Annotated in this window: 16 protein-coding genes and 2 pseudogenes; 15 read left to right on the top strand and 3 right to left on the bottom strand. The window is 38.7% G+C overall.

The window, feature by feature from the left end:
* Positions 1 to 269: 269 nt before the first annotated feature.
* Positions 270 to 731: a hypothetical protein gene (locus tag MKY17_RS13710; protein ID WP_339202254.1), complete on the top strand. Its 462-nt coding sequence runs from the start codon at positions 270 to 272 to the stop codon at positions 729 to 731.
* Between the two features lie 410 nt (positions 732 to 1,141).
* Here the strand turns inward: MKY17_RS13710 and MKY17_RS13705 are convergent.
* Positions 1,142 to 1,342, bottom strand: a pseudogene (locus tag MKY17_RS13705) (recombinase family protein); the annotation flags it as partial.
* Positions 1,343 to 1,487: 145 nt separating this feature from the next.
* On the opposite strand from MKY17_RS13705, the pseudogene MKY17_RS13700 reads away from it, so the two are divergent.
* From MKY17_RS13700 to MKY17_RS13655, 10 genes and pseudogenes are all read left to right on the top strand, one after another.
* Positions 1,488 to 1,727 (top strand): annotated as a pseudogene (locus MKY17_RS13700) (metalloregulator ArsR/SmtB family transcription factor); the annotation flags it as partial.
* 93 nt (positions 1,728 to 1,820) lie between these two features.
* A complete protein-coding gene (locus MKY17_RS13695) occupies positions 1,821 to 2,213 on the top strand; it encodes an SRPBCC domain-containing protein (protein ID WP_339202385.1) in 393 nt (130 codons plus the stop codon).
* An 82-nt stretch (positions 2,214 to 2,295) separates the two neighbouring features.
* Entirely contained in the window at positions 2,296 to 2,889 is a 594-nt protein-coding gene (locus MKY17_RS13690; protein ID WP_339202252.1) for a YdeI family protein, read from the top strand.
* Between the two features lie 900 nt (positions 2,890 to 3,789).
* Complete coding sequence (locus MKY17_RS13685) at positions 3,790 to 5,733, top strand: transporter substrate-binding domain-containing protein (RefSeq protein WP_339202250.1); 1,944 nt, start codon at positions 3,790 to 3,792, stop codon at positions 5,731 to 5,733.
* Positions 5,734 to 5,757: 24 nt separating this feature from the next.
* Positions 5,758 to 7,134, top strand: a complete 1,377-nt coding sequence (locus MKY17_RS13680) for a sigma-54 dependent transcriptional regulator (protein WP_339202249.1) — start codon at positions 5,758 to 5,760, stop codon at positions 7,132 to 7,134.
* A gap of 162 nt (positions 7,135 to 7,296) precedes the next feature.
* Positions 7,297 to 8,304: a TAXI family TRAP transporter solute-binding subunit gene (locus tag MKY17_RS13675; protein WP_339202247.1), complete on the top strand. Its 1,008-nt coding sequence runs from the start codon at positions 7,297 to 7,299 to the stop codon at positions 8,302 to 8,304.
* A 19-nt stretch (positions 8,305 to 8,323) separates the two neighbouring features.
* Positions 8,324 to 9,424 (top strand): ABC transporter substrate-binding protein, encoded by a 1,101-nt coding sequence (locus tag MKY17_RS13670; protein ID WP_098372381.1) that lies wholly within the window; start codon positions 8,324 to 8,326, stop codon positions 9,422 to 9,424.
* A 47-nt stretch (positions 9,425 to 9,471) separates the two neighbouring features.
* Positions 9,472 to 10,605 (top strand): ABC transporter ATP-binding protein, encoded by a 1,134-nt coding sequence (locus tag MKY17_RS13665; protein WP_098372407.1) that lies wholly within the window; start codon positions 9,472 to 9,474, stop codon positions 10,603 to 10,605.
* A complete protein-coding gene (locus tag MKY17_RS13660; RefSeq protein WP_098372380.1) occupies positions 10,569 to 11,513 on the top strand; it encodes an ABC transporter permease in 945 nt (314 codons plus the stop codon). Before MKY17_RS13665 ends, MKY17_RS13660 begins: the two co-directional genes overlap by 37 nt.
* Positions 11,513 to 12,319, top strand: a complete 807-nt coding sequence (locus tag MKY17_RS13655) for an ABC transporter permease (protein WP_094246734.1) — start codon at positions 11,513 to 11,515, stop codon at positions 12,317 to 12,319. Before MKY17_RS13660 ends, MKY17_RS13655 begins: the two co-directional genes overlap by 1 nt.
* Positions 12,320 to 12,381: 62 nt before the next feature.
* Here the strand turns inward: MKY17_RS13655 and MKY17_RS13650 are convergent, their stop codons facing one another.
* Positions 12,382 to 13,023, bottom strand: coding sequence for a hypothetical protein (locus tag MKY17_RS13650; RefSeq protein ID WP_098372379.1), 642 nt, complete (start codon positions 13,021 to 13,023; stop codon positions 12,382 to 12,384).
* A gap of 112 nt (positions 13,024 to 13,135) precedes the next feature.
* On the opposite strand from MKY17_RS13650, the gene MKY17_RS13645 reads away from it, so the two are divergent.
* Positions 13,136 to 14,542, top strand: a complete 1,407-nt coding sequence (locus MKY17_RS13645) for an FAD-linked oxidase C-terminal domain-containing protein (RefSeq protein WP_098372378.1) — start codon at positions 13,136 to 13,138, stop codon at positions 14,540 to 14,542.
* Positions 14,543 to 14,574: 32 nt separating this feature from the next.
* Positions 14,575 to 15,870 (top strand): (Fe-S)-binding protein, encoded by a 1,296-nt coding sequence (locus MKY17_RS13640; protein WP_339202245.1) that lies wholly within the window; start codon positions 14,575 to 14,577, stop codon positions 15,868 to 15,870.
* Positions 15,871 to 16,166: 296 nt separating this feature from the next.
* Here MKY17_RS13640 and MKY17_RS13635 read toward each other — a convergent pair whose 3' ends face one another.
* Positions 16,167 to 16,796 (bottom strand): homoserine/threonine efflux transporter, encoded by a 630-nt coding sequence (locus tag MKY17_RS13635; protein WP_098372376.1) that lies wholly within the window; start codon positions 16,794 to 16,796, stop codon positions 16,167 to 16,169.
* Between the two features lie 138 nt (positions 16,797 to 16,934).
* On the opposite strand from MKY17_RS13635, the gene MKY17_RS13630 reads away from it, so the two are divergent.
* Both MKY17_RS13630 and MKY17_RS13625 read left to right on the top strand, forming a co-directional pair.
* Positions 16,935 to 17,762 carry a TrmB family transcriptional regulator gene (locus tag MKY17_RS13630; RefSeq protein WP_339202243.1) on the top strand — a complete coding sequence of 276 codons (828 nt, stop codon included), beginning with the start codon at positions 16,935 to 16,937 and terminating at the stop codon, positions 17,760 to 17,762.
* 334 nt (positions 17,763 to 18,096) lie between these two features.
* Positions 18,097 to 18,543 (top strand): HEAT repeat domain-containing protein, encoded by a 447-nt coding sequence (locus MKY17_RS13625; protein ID WP_179891112.1) that lies wholly within the window; start codon positions 18,097 to 18,099, stop codon positions 18,541 to 18,543.
* Positions 18,544 to 18,721 lie beyond the last annotated feature (178 nt).

Below are 18,721 nucleotides of genomic sequence, written 5' to 3'. Positions count from 1 at the left end.
TTTCAGATAAATAATTTAAGACCGTTCCTGTTTATTAAAGGAACGGTCTTTTTATTTTTTTCATCACTTAAGATCAGCGTCAATACCATATAAGATTTTGATCTGTACTTGAAAGCAATAGGAAATTCATACCTTTGGCCCGTTGAGCGAGTAGTTCTATAAACTTGCGATATTTTTTGGATTTATTTAACAAAATATAAACGATTATTGATTTGTCTTAGTGTATTATAAAGTAATGAAGTCAATTAAAACACTTGGGGGGAATTGAGATGAGCAAGGCTTTGGCTAGTTCAATAAAAACGCTTTTGAAAGAAACGTTTGAAGGACCGGGAAATGAAGGGAGCTATTATACTGAATCGAAACCGAATACCGGGGTTTTTGGTACACTTGATGGTTTAACCGCAGAAGATGCTTCACGTTCCATAAATGGATCAACCATTGCTGCTCATTCTGACCATATACGGTATTATTTGTGGGTGATCCGAACAATGATCAGTGGTGCAAACTTCGAGAAAGATTGGGACGCAAGCTGGACCATTCATCATGTTGATAAGGTGAAATGGGCGGAAATCAGGGAGGGATTACATAAAGAATATGTAACTCTTTTCGAAGAAATCGACACAATCGATTTAGGAAAATGGCTAACAAATGTAAATGCGACCATTGCCCACTCGGCTTATCATCTTGGAGCGTTACGGCAAATGTTAAAAAGCCTTGAAATAGAAAAATAATTTACAATATTGAGGGTTTGTAAAATGATTGGAGCGATTTGCACCTGTGGGGTCTCCTTTGGACGCGCTTTTCCCGCGGGAGTCTCGTACACCCGTTCCAATCAACTTTGTTAAAAAATTAGATAAAATGGTCCCATCCCGAAGCATGATTTTGAAACAAGCCTAGGAAGTCCTTTATGTTTTTTCCTGTAATCCTTATTGGGTTGAATAAATTTGCGACACTTCGGCCGAAGAACTGGCTATTCGGGACCCCAGAGAAGCTTACGGCGAGGAGGCTTGGCAGACAGTCTGCGGAAAGGAAGCGGATTTCTGAAAAGAAGCTGGAACTATTTTTGGGGTTTGTAAAATCTTATCGTTTATTTTCATTTTCATATACTTTAATGAAGTCATTATTCATTCATACATATCACGCCGTCATTCTTTGCCACTTCAATTCCTTCAGCCTGTCGTTTGCTTATTTTTTTATGTTCTTGCTCAGCCACATATGAAAGCAGAGTTAAAAATTGGTCCTCCAATAATTTTTCAGTATCACCCATACCTCTCGATTTCCTACTATCAAAAAGTGCCTCATTTTCAAGTATCACAATATCAGCGTTCAAATCTCAAGTAATCTATTGAACAAATAATAAAGAAGGAATCTATAAGCTTAATGATGGGTGAATAAAACAAATAATGTGATGTCAATAATAAAATTGACAGGACACCAGTTGGTGTCATATAATAAGACACCAATTAGTGTCCTATTAAAAAGGGGGGGTGATTTTGAACGAGAAAAATCAAGAGCGTGATATTTATGTAGCCATCGCTGACCCAACAAGACGTAAATTGCTACGTTTGTTGGCGGACGTGGAAGAATTGCCACTCAATGGGATGTCCGTTCATTTTGAAATGGGTCGTACTGCGGTTTCAAAGCATTTGGCAATCCTTAAGGAGGCTGGTCTCGTAATCAGCAGAAAGGTCGGTAGGGAAACGCGTTATCGGCTGAATGCTGCCCCGTTGAAAGAAATTGAGGATTGGGTATCGTTTTACAAGAGATTCTGGAGTGAAAGAATGTTACTTTTAAACCAAATATTACAGGAGGAACAAAAAATGACTTTAACAGTATCACAAGATTTTAATTTTAAGAGCCCGATCGAGAAGGTATGGCTCGCCTTAACAGATGCAAATACTCTTGCAAAATGGGTAATGGCTAATGATTTTAAACCTGTCGTCGGGCATAAATTTCAGTTCCGGAATGAACAGTGGAATTTAATTATTGATTCCGAAGTTCTTGAAATGGAGGAGCCTTATAAGTTATCTTACACTTGGGTAGGTGGCGGGATAAACACTACAGTCACATGGACATTAAAGTACGAGGATGGAACAACCTACTTACATCTTGAACAAACAGGATTCGAAAAAGAAGATCAAGCGTTCAATGGTGCGAAATTTGGTTGGGCGAGAATGGGCGAAGATCTAAAAAAAGTGTTAGAGGAAATGTAAGACCAAACTTCCGAACTTGTTTTTTAGTATTTAGCTAACAGATAGGAAAAAGCAAACTGCTCGGAAAGAGGAGTGTTCCGTGATGACAAATAGTAGAATGAATCCTAAAGTTGATGAATTTATAAGTAAAGCTAAAAAGTGGAAAGAAGAATATGAGACGTTGAGAAATATCGTTCTTGACTGTGAGTTGACCGAAGAATTTAAGTGGATGCATCCTTGTTACACGTTTGAGAATAAAAACATAGTTTTAATACATGGATTTAAAGAATATTGTGCGCTCCTGTTTCACAAAGGTGCCTTGTTAAAGGATGCCCATGGGATTCTAATCCAACAAACGGAGAATGTACAGGGGGCGCGCCAGATTCGCTTCACCAATGTTCAAGAAATAGTTGCAACGGAAACCATTCTGAAAGCCTATATCCATGAAGCCATTGAAGTTGAAAAAGCCGGTTTGGAAGTGAATTATAAAAAAAATACAGAATTCATAATTCCTGAAGAACTTCAAAAAAAATTCAATGAAATTCCATCCTTGAAAACAGCTTTTGAGGCATTGACCCCGGGACGGCAAAGAGCGTACATTCTTCATTTTTCACAACCCAAACAATCCAAAACTCGAGAGTCAAGGGTTGAAAAATGTATGAAGAAAATTCTCTATGGAAAGGGATTAAATGATTAGTATATTCGATGAGAAAATAAATTAATCAAGTTTCAAGATATTTCCTCTACCTGCGTTCATCCAAATAACCTACTGGTAAAAAACAAAAGTGATACGTAGAGTATATGCAAACTACTACCGTACAACAGGCTTACGCATTCCAGCTAAGAAAAGAAAAATACACAAAAAAGTGTACCCTTTGGCTTTTATTGAAAGGTACGCTTTTTTGAATTAAAGGGTGTTTATAATGAACTCCAACAAAACCACCTAATAAAAATAATGTGTAAATCCATTATAGGGCGCTTCTATGGAGTAATAAAAAAGCCTAATTTCTCAGTAAATTGGGCTCTTAATTCTGGAATTTCGATTTAAGAAAATGGCGTTTCTTTACATTTGGCAATGTCTGGAGGTTCCCGATGGTTTAATCCCGAACCATGTTTATAAAAGAAAACTTCGTTATCCTTCATGTTATTTATTTTATATGGAAGAAACCCTTATTAAATTGAAGAAATTTGCGACACTCCTGCCAAATAACTGGCTAGCCGAGACCACACAGGCGCTTGCTATGATGAGGCTTGGCATACAGTCGGCGGATAGGGAGCGGATTTCGGAAATCAACTGGCTCCTTTTTAGGTAAACTGAATCTTTTTCTGATTTCATAAAAATTAGAAGTCTATTCCTAATCTAAAACCCGGCAAAGGTTGCTGGGTTTATATTTATTTCGTTTGATAGAATCACATACCTTTTTGTAGGTTATTGTTAGATTGTGTCAGATTATACTAAGAATTTAAAGGGTTCAAGTCCTAATTGGAGAAGTATATTATCATGATGTTTTTAGCCGAGGAATATTAACTGCAGGATTTTGACATAGGAGGAGGGCTCTTAATTAAAAAGCAGCTGTTTATAATAAGTATATTTTGCTTGATAGTCTTTGTTCAAACGCTTTGGTCTCCCGCTGTTTATGCTGAACAAAAAACCTTTATAATTGCTGGGGAAAGTGCTCTTCCTCCATTTTCATTTGAAAATGAAGCTGGTGAGCTGACAGGCATCAATATTGATTTAATGGAGGAAATAGCAAAATTTAATGGCGTGGATTTCAAATATATTCCGATGAGAATGGAAGAAGCCGAAAAAGCTTTAAGTAATGGAACAATTGATGCAATTGTTGGAAGTACCTATAATACCGAAAAAGATAACCAACTTGATTTCACTCAATCCTATTTTACAATGTCCCAATCAATTATCATTCCTAGTAATAGGAAACAGGATATTCATACGTTAACGGATCTACGTGATTCACATGTTGTCCTTGACCAAAACACTCCAGTAATCAGTACATTTCTCAATATGAGGAATACAAATTTAACGACCGTTTCAAATCAATACTCGGGTATTTTAACATTATTGAACAACCGTGCAGATGTATTCATCGGAAACAAATGGACTGCAGATTTCTATTTGAAAAAGTTCCGCCAAGAAAAGAATTACATCATTCTCAATGAAGTCATTGAACCAGCGGATTATACGATTGCAGTGAAAAAAGGGAATCAATCGCTTCTTTTCATGATGGATAATACACTCACAGAACTTAAAGCCAACCGAAATATCAATGGGATAATCGATAAATGGGTCATGCCACAATCCAATCAAAAAATTGCCAGGCTGGAGCAATTCATATTCTGGTTGATCATAATTCTAACTGCCGTGGCCCTTATCCTTCTAATCATCTACATATGGAATCAAAAGCTAAAAAAATCCGTTCATAACCAGACGTTAAAATTACATTTATTAAATAAGGATTTGGAGAAACAACGGCAAAACATTGCTAATGCTGAAGCGTTCAAAGATCAAATCTTAAACAATATCAATCATGGAATCATTACATTCGATCTCGATTTCATGATTACCAGCTGCAATGCAAAGGCATCAGAAATTCTTAACATTTCCAAGGAAATGATTCTGAATTTTATGAATCATTCACAATTAATGAGGAATTTCGGGGCTTTACATCAAGAACAAAATGAGAATAATCGTACGGGTTCTTTTCGAATCTTGGTATTTGATGAGGAAAATGAACAGAAGGTGATTTCATATTCGATGCATAAGATGTTCAACTCTGAAGATATACAAACCGGATACTTACTTTCCATGAATGATGAGACGGAAAAGAAAACATTGGAGAAAAAATTGGTCACACAAGAAAAGCTGCACGCTCTTGGTCAACTAGTTGCAGGTGTCGCACATGAAATAAGGAATCCTTTGACATCGATTAAAACATTCATTGATTTACTTCCAAGTAAATATGATAACCCTCAATTCCGACAAGTTCTAATGGAGCACTTGCCTACTGAAGTTAACCGTTTGAATGCGATTGTTACTGATTTAATTGAATATGCACGTCCGCGTCCGCCAAATATTACAAATTGCCGCGCTTATGAACTTATATCATTACTTGCTTTTCATAAAGTGACAATGGGAAAAAAACAAATAAATTTCGAGCAGACGATTGAGGAGGACCTTATTTTTTATATAGACTTACAACAAATTCAACAAGTACTTCTTAACTTGGTGTTGAATTCGATTCATGCCGTTGAAGAAACAAAGGAAAAGACCATTAAAATCACCATTGATAAAGAGAACGAAAAGACAGGCCGGATTACTATATCCGATACTGGAAAAGGGATGAAACAGGAGGAACTGAACCATATTTTCGAGCCTTTTTTCACAAATAAAGAAAAGGGCGTCGGTTTGGGACTAACGTTATCGTATAGGTTAATTAAAGAAAATAACGGAGATATCCATGTGAAAAGTTATCCTAATTCAGGTACGAAATTCACCATTTCACTACCTTTATATATCGAATAGAATCCTGGAAAGAGGAGGAGTAATATGAAAATGCATGTATTGGTGATTGATGATGAACCTGCTATTTGCACCGCTCTTAGCTTTGCATTGGAAGATTCTTATCAGGTCGTGACAACTACTGACCCGGATGAGGGGCTCCGGAAGATCGACAATCAGGCTTTTGATATTGTGTTACTTGATTTGAGAATAGGAAATAAAAGTGGACTTGATGTCCTGCCGAAAATCAAACAAATAGCACCTAACGTAACAGTCATCATGATGACTGCCTATTCATCCATTGAAACTTCCATCGAGGCCATAAAAAAGGGGGCCTACTACTATATTGAAAAGCCAATTAATATTGAAGAACTTTCTTTGCTCTTGATGAGGGCAGCCGAATTCAAACAGATGTCCAATCAATTGGAGACATTACATGAAGAATTGGAGATTCAAAAGGGATTTGGTAACTTCCTTGGTAACAGCAAGGCGATGCAGCGTATTTTCTCAATGATCGAAAGAGTGAAAGATATTGATTCCAGTGTTCTTATCACGGGTGAAAGTGGTACTGGAAAGGAGCTTGTAGCCCGAAACATCCATACGCTAGGAAGAAGGAAAAACAATCCAATGCAGATTGTCAATTGTGCAGCAATTCCTGAGATGCTACTGGAATCTGAGTTGTTCGGTTATGAGAAGGGAGCATTTTCCGGTGCAACACAGAGGAAGGAAGGGAAATTCGTTGCGGCTAATGGAGGCATCCTTTTTCTCGATGAAATTAGTGAAATGCCCCTTCCTCTTCAAGCCAAATTATTACGAGTATTGCAGGAAAGGGAAGTGACGCCTCTGGGGTCCAATACAAAAATCTCATTGGATGTCCGTATTATAAGTGCAGCAAATAAAAACTTGGAACAAATGGTGATGGAAGGGGAATTTAGGGAGGATTTGTATTTCAGGCTAAATGTCATTCCCATCTCGATGCCGCCTCTCAGAGATAGAAAAGAAGATTTACCGATCCTTATGGATTATTTCATAAAAAAGCACGCTAAGGATATGAATCGAGAAGATAAGACTTTCTCGGCAGCCGCACGTCGGATTTTACTGGATTATCATTACCCTGGGAATGTCCGTGAGCTTGGTAACGTTATAGAATATGCTGTCGCCCTATCAAACTCGAAAAAAATGGAGGATACCGACTTGCCGCAATATGTTCAAGAGCAGAAGTTCATTCTCCACCCGGATGGCAATGACGACGATTTTAATAGTTTCAAAATCCCAATTGGCATATCCATGAAAGAGATAGAAGAAAAAGTCATAACGGCCACTCTTCAATACTGTAAAAACCATCGGCAAAAAACAGCTCAAATCCTAAAAATTTCTGAAAGAAGCCTGCGTGATAAAATCAAGCTCATTTCAAAAGGAGAATAAAAGGTTCAACGTGTTAATCGGCATTTTTTTCTGGATAACCGGCAAAAATTGCCGATTTATACTTGTATATCATGCAATAAATCGGCAGGATTTGCGTTTTAAAGCAGAAAATCGACTTGGCATGGTATTTGCATCTAAATACAATAAGAAAGGAGGGCCACAATGAAGAATGGAGCACTCTTTATAAAAGTCGCTTTGTTATTTTGTTTCATGACAGGATGTTCTTTTATGAATGAGCAGCAGGAAATATCTAAACCTGCTTCTACCTTGATTCAGAGTCAACTAACTTCTGAAGGACAGGACTTAAATAATAGGATGCTAATCATTGGAACTGGAGATATGACAGGAGTTTATTTTTCATTAGGTCAAAGATTATCAAATATGTATGAAAAATATAATGGAACTGTGTCAGGTACCCAGGTAACCCAGGCTTCCATCGAAAATACTGAATTGGTTAGCCGCCATCGTGCAGAAATTGGTTTCACCACAGTGGATGTACTGGATTTGCCTGAAACGGATAAATCCAAGTTAAGAGCTTTAACGGCCCTATATTCCAATTATGTACAAATTGTTACTACTAAACAAAATGATATTGATTCCTTAGAAGATTTAGTTGGTAAACGCATTAGTGTGGGAACGGCAGGAAGCGGTACAAGGCTTATTGCAGAGCGGATACTGTTAGAATCTGATTTACCGACTGATCAATTGAATTTATCCTATCTTTCTTTTTCTCAATCTGCAGAAGCATTACGAAATGGTACCATTGATGCAGCTTTCTTTTCTTCGGGAATCCCGAATAATGAAATCGCTTTCATATCCAAGCAGACGGAACTATCTTTTATTCCAATCCCGGGAGACATCATTGAAGGTCTTCAAAAACAATATGGAGTTTATACTCATGATGAAATTCCCAGAGATACATACGGGGGAATGAAAAAAAATGTCCAAACGATTTCAATTAAAAATGTCCTGGTAACCTACAAGGAAATGTCTGACCCTCATGCATACAGTCTTGTGAAAACATTATATGAACATCTGCCTGAACTACAGCATACACATCCAGCTGCTTTTGATATTTCAATAAATGAAGCAACTAAACAAGTTCCCCTTGATTTTCATCAAGGGGCCATGAATTATTTTAACGAACAAGGAATTATTGGAGATCAATGAAAAACGGGAGGTAATGACTATGAAAAAACTGCTGAGTCTTTTATCAATAATAGTATTGATCGCTCTTGCGGGATGTGGTAATCCTACTCCGCAAAAACCGGGGGAATCCGTCCAAACGGGTGCAGGTGAAAAAGGAGAGAAAAAAATAACGATTGCTGGTAATGGCGGTGTCATTGAAAGTGCCATCAGAGATGTCATCGCACCAAAGTTCAAAGAAGAAACGGGAATCACTGTTAATTATATTTCCGGTTTATCAGGTGAAATCCTATCCAAAGTGGAATTACAGAAGAACGCTCCGCAAATAGATGTTGCTCTTTTTGTACCGGTTGATGTAATTCGAGCTAAGGAGAAGGAACTGATCGTACCAATTGATGAGTCCAATGTTCCCAATATGAAATCGGTGGATTCACGTTTCATTCCGGTTGAAAATGCTGCCGCGCCAGCATTCGGTTTAGTCATTGCACCAGCTTATAATACGGAAACCTTTAAAAAGAAAGGGTTAAAATCAATTGAATCATGGAATGATCTTGTCTCACCGGATTACGAGGGTAAAACGGCATTTTCAGATATTACGAATGACTGGGGTTTCAATACCCTTAATGGTCTGGCGATTTCAAACGGCGGCAGTACGGAAGACATGGAACCAGGCCTTGAAAAAGCAAAAGATCTTGCAGCTTATTCCAATACGTTTTATAAAAACTCAACGCAAATGATGCCAGCTGTCCAACAGGGAGCTGCTGACGTAACGGTCATGGGAAGTTATTCCATAGGCGAACTAGCCGTTTCAGGTATTCCCATTAAGATGGCCGTACCTAAAGAAGGCGTACCGCTTCAAGCTTTTAGTGCTGGTCTCGTGAAAAATACGCCTAATAGCAAAGAAGCCCTTGAATTCATCAACTATGTAATCAGTGAAGAAGCGCAAGCGTTAATTTCCGAAAAAGGATTTTATCCGACGGTAGAAGGAATGAAAATTCCAGAAAAATTTGAAGAGTCAATCGGCCTTAAAGCAAGTGATAAAACATTCAAACCTGATTTCGCCAAGTTTGCCGAAATCCGCGCCGAGGTGTCAGACAGATGGGCGAAAGAGGTTACTCCTGAATTAGGGAAAAAACTCAAATAAAAAAGGAGCTTGTTGATCACATGGAAGTATTAAAAAAAGATGTGGAAATGAATAGGCAACCCCTGGAGGCAGTTCAGGGGTTTGGATCAAACAAAAATGATGTAGAGATAAAAGGCGCATTTAAACAATTTGGAGCGAATGTTGTCCTGAATGGCATTGATCTGGAGGTGAAACAAGGAGAGTTACTTACTCTTCTTGGGCCCTCAGGGTGCGGAAAGTCCACAACCTTGAACCTAATTGCAGGGTTCCTCGATGCAGATCGGGGTGAGGTCCATATTAAAGGCAACAATGTTACGAAGGTTCCGCCTTATAAGCGTGATTTAGGAATGGTTTTTCAAACTTATTCGCTTTTTCCTCATATGACAGTCTATGAAAATCTCAGTTTTGGCTTGAAACTGCGCAAAGTTAGTAAAGCTGAGCAAAAAAAGAAGATAAGTAAAGCGCTTGAATTAGTGAAAATGTCAGGATTGGAGAATCGTTATCCAAGGGAATTATCAGGAGGTCAGCGTCAGCGTGTTGCGATTTCCAGAGCACTTGTAGTTGAACCGGAGCTCCTTTTGCTTGACGAACCGCTTTCAAACCTTGATGCAAAGTTGCGCCATGAACTCAGGGCCGAGATAAAGCGCTTACAAAAGGAAATTGGCGTAACGACCATTTTTGTGACTCATGATCAAGAAGAAGCTCTTTCCATGTCTGATCGAGTCGTGGTCATGAATGCAGGGAAAATTGAACAAATCAGTACTCCGACTGAGATTTACAATCATCCCAAGACTGAATTCGTGTTTCAATTCATCGGGAAATCGAATTGTTTTGAAGGGAATGTGTCTGCTGTGGATAAGCGGAAAGTTTCAGTCAAGATAGGGCCTGATATCACTCATGTCGATGCAAACAACATCATGGGAAATGATAGTGATTTGAAAACCGGTGATGAGGTGAAGCTTTATATTAGACCAGAAAAACTGCAAATTGTTTCTCTTGATGAAAAATCTACCTCTCCATTGGATTTCCAACATGCTAAGATAAGCCAAATTAACTATCTTGGTACCTCTTGGGAAATCAATGTTCTATTACATGGGAAAAGTATTCAAGTATTGACTTCCGCTTTCGATTCATCATGGCAAAATGGAAGTGAGGTGTTGATTGGATGGAGCCCATCAGAAGTTATGCTAGTCAAGAAATAGAACAGGAAACGAATCCTATTGAACCGCAAAAGGAACCTAAAATCAAGAAAAGGAAAGTCTGGGTGCCGGGATTACTCCTTTTAACGCCGATTCTGCTTTTCATATTTGGTTTCTTTGTGATACCGATGTTATACATTTTATATTTAAGCTTCATATCAACAGATAATCTTGGAGGAGCGGATGCAGTTTATAGCCTAAAAAACTATACACAATTATTTACCGATAGCTATTACTTATCTTCTTTATGGCTGACAGTGAAAATCAGTTTATATTCGGTCTTGGTTGCTTTATTTCTTGGATATCCGGTAGCTTTGACGATGGCCAAAAGTTCAGCTCGGATCAGAGGGTATATCACTCTCTTGATCGTGTCACCGCTCTTGGTAAGTATAGTTGTCCGTAATTTTGGCTGGTACCTTTTGCTATTGCCTAACGGAACGATTAATCAAACCTTGATGGCCCTTGGCATAATAGATGCACCATTGAAACTATTGTTTTCGGAAATCGGAGTTGTGATTGGGCTATCCAATGCATATCTTCCTTTCATGATCTTATCCATCGTTGCAAGTCTTTATAATATTGATCCTTCTCTGGATAAGGCTGGAGCAATACTTGGGGCAAGCCCATTCAGAAGGTTCTTTTCGATTACATTGCCGTTAAGTATCCCTGGTATCGTATCTGGCTGCATTCTCGTATTCAGTTTATCAATGAGTGCTTATGTTACGCCTGCACTAATGGGGGGAGCCAATGTGCCCGTAATGCCTGTTGTCATCTATGATCAAATAAATAACTTGCTGCATTGGACATTCGGATCTGCTCTTTCTTATATTCTATTAGCAACCACTGTCATATCAGTGGCCGTCTTTACCAGGGTGTTTGAAAAAGGGAAATTCAAGGAGGTATTCCGATGATGAAAACGTTTGGCGGCCTTCGGATTGCCGTAGCCGTGTTAGCAATTATCTATATCTTGATACCGCTCATTGTCGTTATTCCCGCTTCTTTTACAAGTGCCAATTATCCAAGTTTTCCGGCTGAAGGCTTCTCACTGCAATGGTATGCCAAGATCTTGGAGCGTCCTGAATTTTTGGAAGCCTTTTTGAACAGTGCGAAGTTCGCAGCATTAGCTGCCCTTTTCTCCGTCATATTCGGAACTTTGGGTGCCCTTGGCATCGCAAAGTATGATATACCTGGAAAATCGTATATTACGGCCCTATTAACTTCTCCATTAAGTGTGCCGCAATTAGTCTTGGGGATTGCACTTTTAATGTACTTTACACCAATGATGCTTGCCGGTACGTCTACAGGATTTTTAATTGCCCATATCGTCATTTGCATACCATATGTTATGCGGCTCGTATTAACCGGTTTAAGTGGATTTGATTATAATCTCGAACGGGCCGCGGCGATACTTGGAGCGAATCCACTAACAGTATTCATGAAAGTGACACTGCCGCTAATTGGATCTGCGGCCATCTCAGGGGGATTATTCGCATTTTTAACATCATTTGATAATGTAACGGTCTCTCTCTTTATGGTATCACCGGAAATGAGAACGCTGCCGATCGAAATATTCTCGCAAATGCAGGATGCCTACAATCCAATCGTTGCATCCGTGTCAAGCGTGGTTATTTTCATATCAGTCCTTCTAATCGTCATACTTGAAAAAATTCAAGGTGTCGGGAAAGTTTTTGGTGGTTCCCATCATACTAACGGTTAAAAACGAGATGAATGATGCGACAAACGATCATGCTGGCTAAGTTCTGATATTACGAAGAAAACTCATCCAAACGTTCCATTCAAATGAGCCAAACACCTTTTAGCAGCCAATAGCGGAGCCGTTAGGACAGGGACAGAGGGATTAACCTGCTTTGCGATATGTTCCATACTATATTGTGAAAGCAAAATCACTTCTGTCTTTCCATCCAATTGTTCCACCATCTTTTTAACCCGATCGTCATGTTCCTTTCTTTTTCCTTGTGATAATAAATGGATGATCCCGGGATCCACCAATGATTCGATCATACAGTCAGGATTCTTATTTAATAAGTAATTTTGAAGGGCGATTGGCGTTTCTTTTACGGTTGAAACCAGGCCGATGCTAGCATAACGAAGCGCTTCATCAAGCATGGCCTCATCTGAACGAAATAACTTTACAGGGTATAGAGGTTGTAAGATTGAAGTGATGTCATTAAAAGCAGAGCAAGTAAGTTGGACGCCTAAAACATCAGATTCATAGGCTATATTCACTAATGCAGAAAAGCGGCGGATGATTTCCGGAGTCAACTTGCCGCTCTTTTCCATCAAGGCGAGAAGACCCGTGTCCATGAAATGAAGTAGTTCAATGTTTGGAGCAACAGTTTGAAAGGCCACTTCAATTGGGCGTAGTGCAGTTGTGGTTGCGTGAATCAGTGCGATTTTCAAAAAAAGACCTCCTTTTCCTTTCATCATTATATCTAGCAGAATCATAAAATGCCATTATATTACATACAAATAGTTCTTCTCCAATTTACTATTAAGAAAGGAAGTGAGAGGCATGGAGAAAGAAGCCCTGGACGACCTTAGGCAGGTAATTCCAGATGACAGAATGTTCCTTGATTTGGCAGAAAGGTATTGTTATAGCTATGACGCTTCTTTTGGGGAATATTTACCTGAAATCGTTATACAGCCAAAAAATGCGAAGGAAATCAGTGAAGTGATTAAATTGGCCAATACTCACAAAATACCTGTTTACCCTAGAGGATCTGGAACTTCGCTAAGTGGAGGCCCATTACCTGTTAAAGGGGGGATGGTTCTTGATATGACCCTTTTACGGGATAAATTGATCATTGATCGGGAAAATATGCTTGCCATTGTCTCTCCAGGTGTGATTACAGCAAATATCCATAAAAAGGCTGAAGAAGCCGGCTTGTTCTATCCACCGGATCCAAGCAGTTCCAATGTTGCCACTATAGGCGGGAATCTATTAGAAAACTCCAGCGGCCCAAAGGGATTGAAATACGGAACGACAAAAGAATATGTGATAGGCATGGAGGTAGTCACCCCGACGGGAGAAATCATTCGTACTGGCGGAAAGACCGTAAAAAATGTAACAGGTTATGATTTGACCCGATTGATCGTAGGATCGGAAGGTACCCTGGGCATCGTTACTGAGGCAATCATCCGCTTAATACCAAAACCTCAATCTAAACAAACTTTTGTCGCCCACTTCAATCATTTGATAGACTCTGGCCATGCCATTACCAGCATTTTATCGTCAGGGATTCTACCATCTGCCCTGGAACTGATGGATAACGCGTGTATCCGTGCTGTCGAAAGCTATCGGCCTTCAGGATTGCCTCTACAGGCAGAAGCCATTCTGATCATAGAAATAGATGGTCACCCATTGGCGATTGAGGAAGAAATCAATAAATGCGCCGATATATGCACGGCGGAGGGTGCTTCCTACGTCAAGATAGCGGAGACAGAGGAAGAACGCCAAACTATTTGGAGTGCGCGTAAATCTGTTTCCCCGGCCATTACACAAATGGGTCCTACAAAAATTTCTGAAGACGCGACCGTTCCACGCAGTCAAATACCGGCGATGATGGAGAGATTAAACACTATCCGGGAGAAATACGGGTTGAACTTGGTTGTATTCGGTCATGCAGGGGATGGCAATTTACATCCGAACATCATTACCGATAAACGAAATATTACGGAAATGAAAAAAGTGGAGCTTGCAGTCAGTGAAATTTTTGAAGCCGCAATCGAACTAGGCGGAACACTTTCCGGGGAACATGGTATCGGTACTTTAAAGTCACCTTATATGGAAATGGAATTAGGAATAACAGGGGTGAATATGATGAAAAAGATTAAAGAAGCATGGGATCCCAATAATATCCTGAATCCAGGAAAGATTTTTCCTGATAAAGGCCAGACAAGGGTCGTGTTGGTTACATGAATCTATCCGTCAAACCGAACGAGACAAATTCAGTGGCCAATAATTTATATTCAGATGCCTATGATTGGACAAACCAATGCGTAAAATGCGGTTACTGTTTACCAGCTTGTCCTACATATGAATCAATGGGAGTGGAATCTGCCTCTCCACGCGGTCGAATCAATCTAGTGAAAATGGCAGCCGAAGGGAAAATAGATTTCCAAAAAGATTTAGCTGAACCGATCGACCTATGTTTAGGCTGCCGTGCTTGTGAAACCGCATGTCCTGTCGGTGTGCCATACGGACATATACTGGAAGCGGCAAAAGAAGCCATTGAAAACTCCCCGTCAACTATCCAAAAAAACAAAATGAACAAGATCAAAAAACTTGCATTGGTTCATCTTTTTCCATATCCAAAACGGATGAACAGGATTGGTAGTGCAGTACAGTTCTATCAAAAAACAGGATTATCCAAGCTTATCCGTTCATTGAATGTACTGCAAAAGGTTTCCCCAGCCCTTGCACATTTAGAACAAGCACTTCCAGCCATCGAGACGTCCTCCAAACGAATCCGGACAGGTACGATAATGCCGGCAAAAGGGGAAACGAAATTAAAAGTGGCATTTTTTGCTGGGTGTATCATGGATTCCATGATGTCACGAATAAATCGTCTTACCATTGAGCTGCTCACCTTAGCAGGTTGTGAGGTCATTCTCCCTGAAAATCAGAATTGCTGCGGTGCACTGCATTCCCATCAAGGTGAAACAAAACAAGCGAAAGCATTGGCAAAGAGGAATATCCAAGCCTTCATGCAATCAGATGCTGATGTAATTGTAAATAACGCAGGAGGCTGCGGCGCTTCGCTTCTTGAATATGGACATTTATTGGCAGATGATCACGAATGGGCTGGGGCGGCAAGGGCTTTCTCAGAAAAATCAAAAGACATCAGTCAAATTCTTCATCAATTAGGGCCACTCCCCTTTACTGAAGAATGGCAAGGCATCGTTTCCTATCAAGATTCATGTCATTTACGCAATGTTCAAAAGGTCCAAAAGGAGCCTCGTTTATTATTGCAATCCATACCAGGTGTTTCCTATGTGGAAATGGAGGGATTTGACCGTTGCTGTGCATCTGGAGGTATTTACAATCTTCTTCACTTTGATGAATCCATGAAGATATTGGATGAAAAAATGAAGAACCTAAAAGATACAAAAGCCACTACAGTAGTGACCGTTAACCCGGGCTGCCAAATGCAAATGAGTATTGGCATTCAAAGGGAGGGGGCAGCAAACCAAATCAAAAGTATGCATCTTGTTGAAATACTTGCCAAGGCATGCGGCTTGGATTGACAAAAAGGATATTAAAACTTCATAAGACATTACTCGTCAGCATTTTCACACTTATGGGGAAATGCTGACGTTTTATTTTTCAATTAATTAATGACCATGTTAGGGAACTTAATGAATGAGGAAAAACTCTTTGTAGATTAATAATGCAGTGCCATTTGTACGGATGAAAGATTGATTATATGCAACTTACAGTGCAGGTTAGTATACAGTATGTTAATTGCATGTATATACATATGAAAAAAACCGTTCAATTTTCTGAACGGATAGAATCAAATTAGATGTGTAAGTAAATGAACTTAAATTCCTGTTTTTATGCCAAAACCTATTAAAATTAAGCCAGTTGATTTTTGGAATGCTTTCTGGAATTTAGAGTTGTTCATCCATTTTTTTGCGTAATCAATTAGAAAAACAAGAAAAAGAAACCACAATACAGCGAGTAAGGTTAAGATGAAGGCTAATATAATCAATTGCTGGTTTACATTTCCGTTCAAATTGATAAATTGAGGCATGATTGTTATATAAACTAAAACGGTCTTTGGATTAAGAATATTATTAAGTAATGCTTGCATAAAGGAATCTTTATTATGCCGGCTTGAATACTTCGTAGGTGTATTTGCTTGTGCTTGAATTTCTTTTAAGGAAAAAACGCTTTTAGAAAAAAAACTTTTTATCCCTAAATAAATTAAGTAGGCGGCTCCCAAATATTTGATTGTACTGAACAGAATCACAGACTTTGCGATGACAACAGATAGTCCAAGAATGGCAATAAGCGTCCAAAAAGAAAGTCCCGTTGCCATTCCGAGAACGGTATAGCGCCCAGCTTTTGGACCATAGCTTAGTGTGTTTTTCACTAATAGCATTGTATCTGCTCCAGGTATAATAACCATCATTGCAACTATTGATATGTATGTAAGTAAGCTATCCATACTACTTCTCCCTTCCTTTCAATAGTGGTTACTAAAGTAACTACTTATGTAAGTATATTAGATGAAAATGGAAATCGTCAACAGATTTTGCTAAAATATTAGTTACAAAGGTAGCAACTACGGTTGTGTGGAGGGTTTATGAAAGAAAACATTTTAGACACATTAAAAAATCTAAATTTTACCGAATATGAAGCGAAAGCATATCTTGCCTTATTGGAAGAATCGCCATTAACAGGTTATGCAGTTGCAAAAAACTCCGGTGTACCACGTTCAAGAATATATGAAATTCTGGACAGTCTCGCAATAAGAGGAGATATTCTGGTTAGTCCTGGAAACACACCCCAGTATACTCCCGTTCCTGCAAGGGAGCTAATAAAAAACCGCCGCATGAAAGCAGAAGAAAATTTTGAACTGGCAGAAAAATCATTAGCGGAGTTTGAACGTTCTGCAAATGATCGTGAAAACATCTGGAATATCATGGGACGCAATGAAATACTTGATAAGGTAAAAGCTTGTATATTATCTGCTAAAAAAAGAATACTCTTAGAGATTTGGGAAGACGAGTTCGAAGAATTAGAGTCTGAACTAAGACAGGCTGCAAATAAAGGAGTCAATGTAACAATTATTGCCTATGGGGAAATCGTCTGTGATTTTGCTAATGTTTACCTCCATTATATGGGGCATGAAATTACAGAAGAGTATGGTGGACGATGGCTTGTTATTAGTGGAGATGATTCAGAAGTAGTAGCAGGTATTGTCTCGCTTGGTAAAGATAGCCGTGCAGCATGGACCATGCATGTAGGTTTGGTAATGCCCATTACAGAAGTCATGATTCATGATTTGTATCTCATGGAAATCATAGAGAAACATAGAGAACTTTTAGAAGAAAGCTTTGGTGTAAACCTCGCTAATTTACGTAAAAAATTTTCTATCCATCCAGATTATAAAAAACATTACGTGGACTAGATTTGTGCTATTATTGTCTGTTTTTACAACATAATAAGAAAAGCTTACTTCATAGTCAACAATTGGGGCATGAATCCATGCAGAATTTATGCCCTTTAAAGATGAAGTTACTTATTGAGCATAGGTGCAGGGAAGTTTTTAGAAGCAAAGCATCGCCCCCGGTACCCGACTGATTGAAGATACAGCAGATGATTAAGAAATAAAACTATATTAAAATATGGAAACGGGTATAATGAAGAATGGAATAAACCATTCTTGGTAATGGGATTATTGTAGTATCGGATTAACATTTTGATATCCGGATTACATAAAGACAGAAGGAGAAATGATTCATTTGAATAATAAAGAAACAAAAGGTATCGAGTTACCTGCCAACTATGAGGAATTAAAAAAATCTGCCAATCGCAAATCTAATTGGAGAGAACGTTTAGATGCGATCGAAGAGTTAGGTCAGTCAAAAAATAAACAAGTAATCGATATTCTCACACATATTATGAATAGTGATTCTGTATATAAAGTTCAAGAGGCTGCATACCGTCAACTGAAAAGATTAGGCGAAGATGTCCAATTGCCACCAAGGAAAAAGGGCGAATTGGTTAAAGGATTAACCAAAATCTTAGTAAGGATCAAGAAGAGTTTACCAGAAAATCACTCATATACTGAATTCAAAGAGAAACTTCAGAAAATGAGAATGGATATATATGATACCTATGAGGGTGAAAAAGGGGCAGATTTTGATAATTGGTTAGAAAATACTTGGTCTGCTTTATCGAAAAAATAAAATTTATTCAAAAGGAAAACAAATAAGATTGGATGCAGGAGCAAAATTTTTGCTCCTTTTTGTTTACCAATAAAATAGGAATACATTTATATCCCTCCCCTTTTTTTAAACCATCGAATGAGACACTCTCTTGCATACAAGGATTAAATGACTGTGAACCTCTAAAGCACAATTCAAG

It is taken from the genome of Peribacillus sp. FSL P2-0133, from assembly GCF_037975445.1.
GTDB classification, from domain to species: domain Bacteria; phylum Bacillota; class Bacilli; order Bacillales; family DSM-1321; genus Peribacillus; species Peribacillus simplex_E.
The sequence above is the reverse complement of the archived record's forward strand: the minus strand, read 5'-3'. Positions and strand labels throughout refer to the sequence as shown.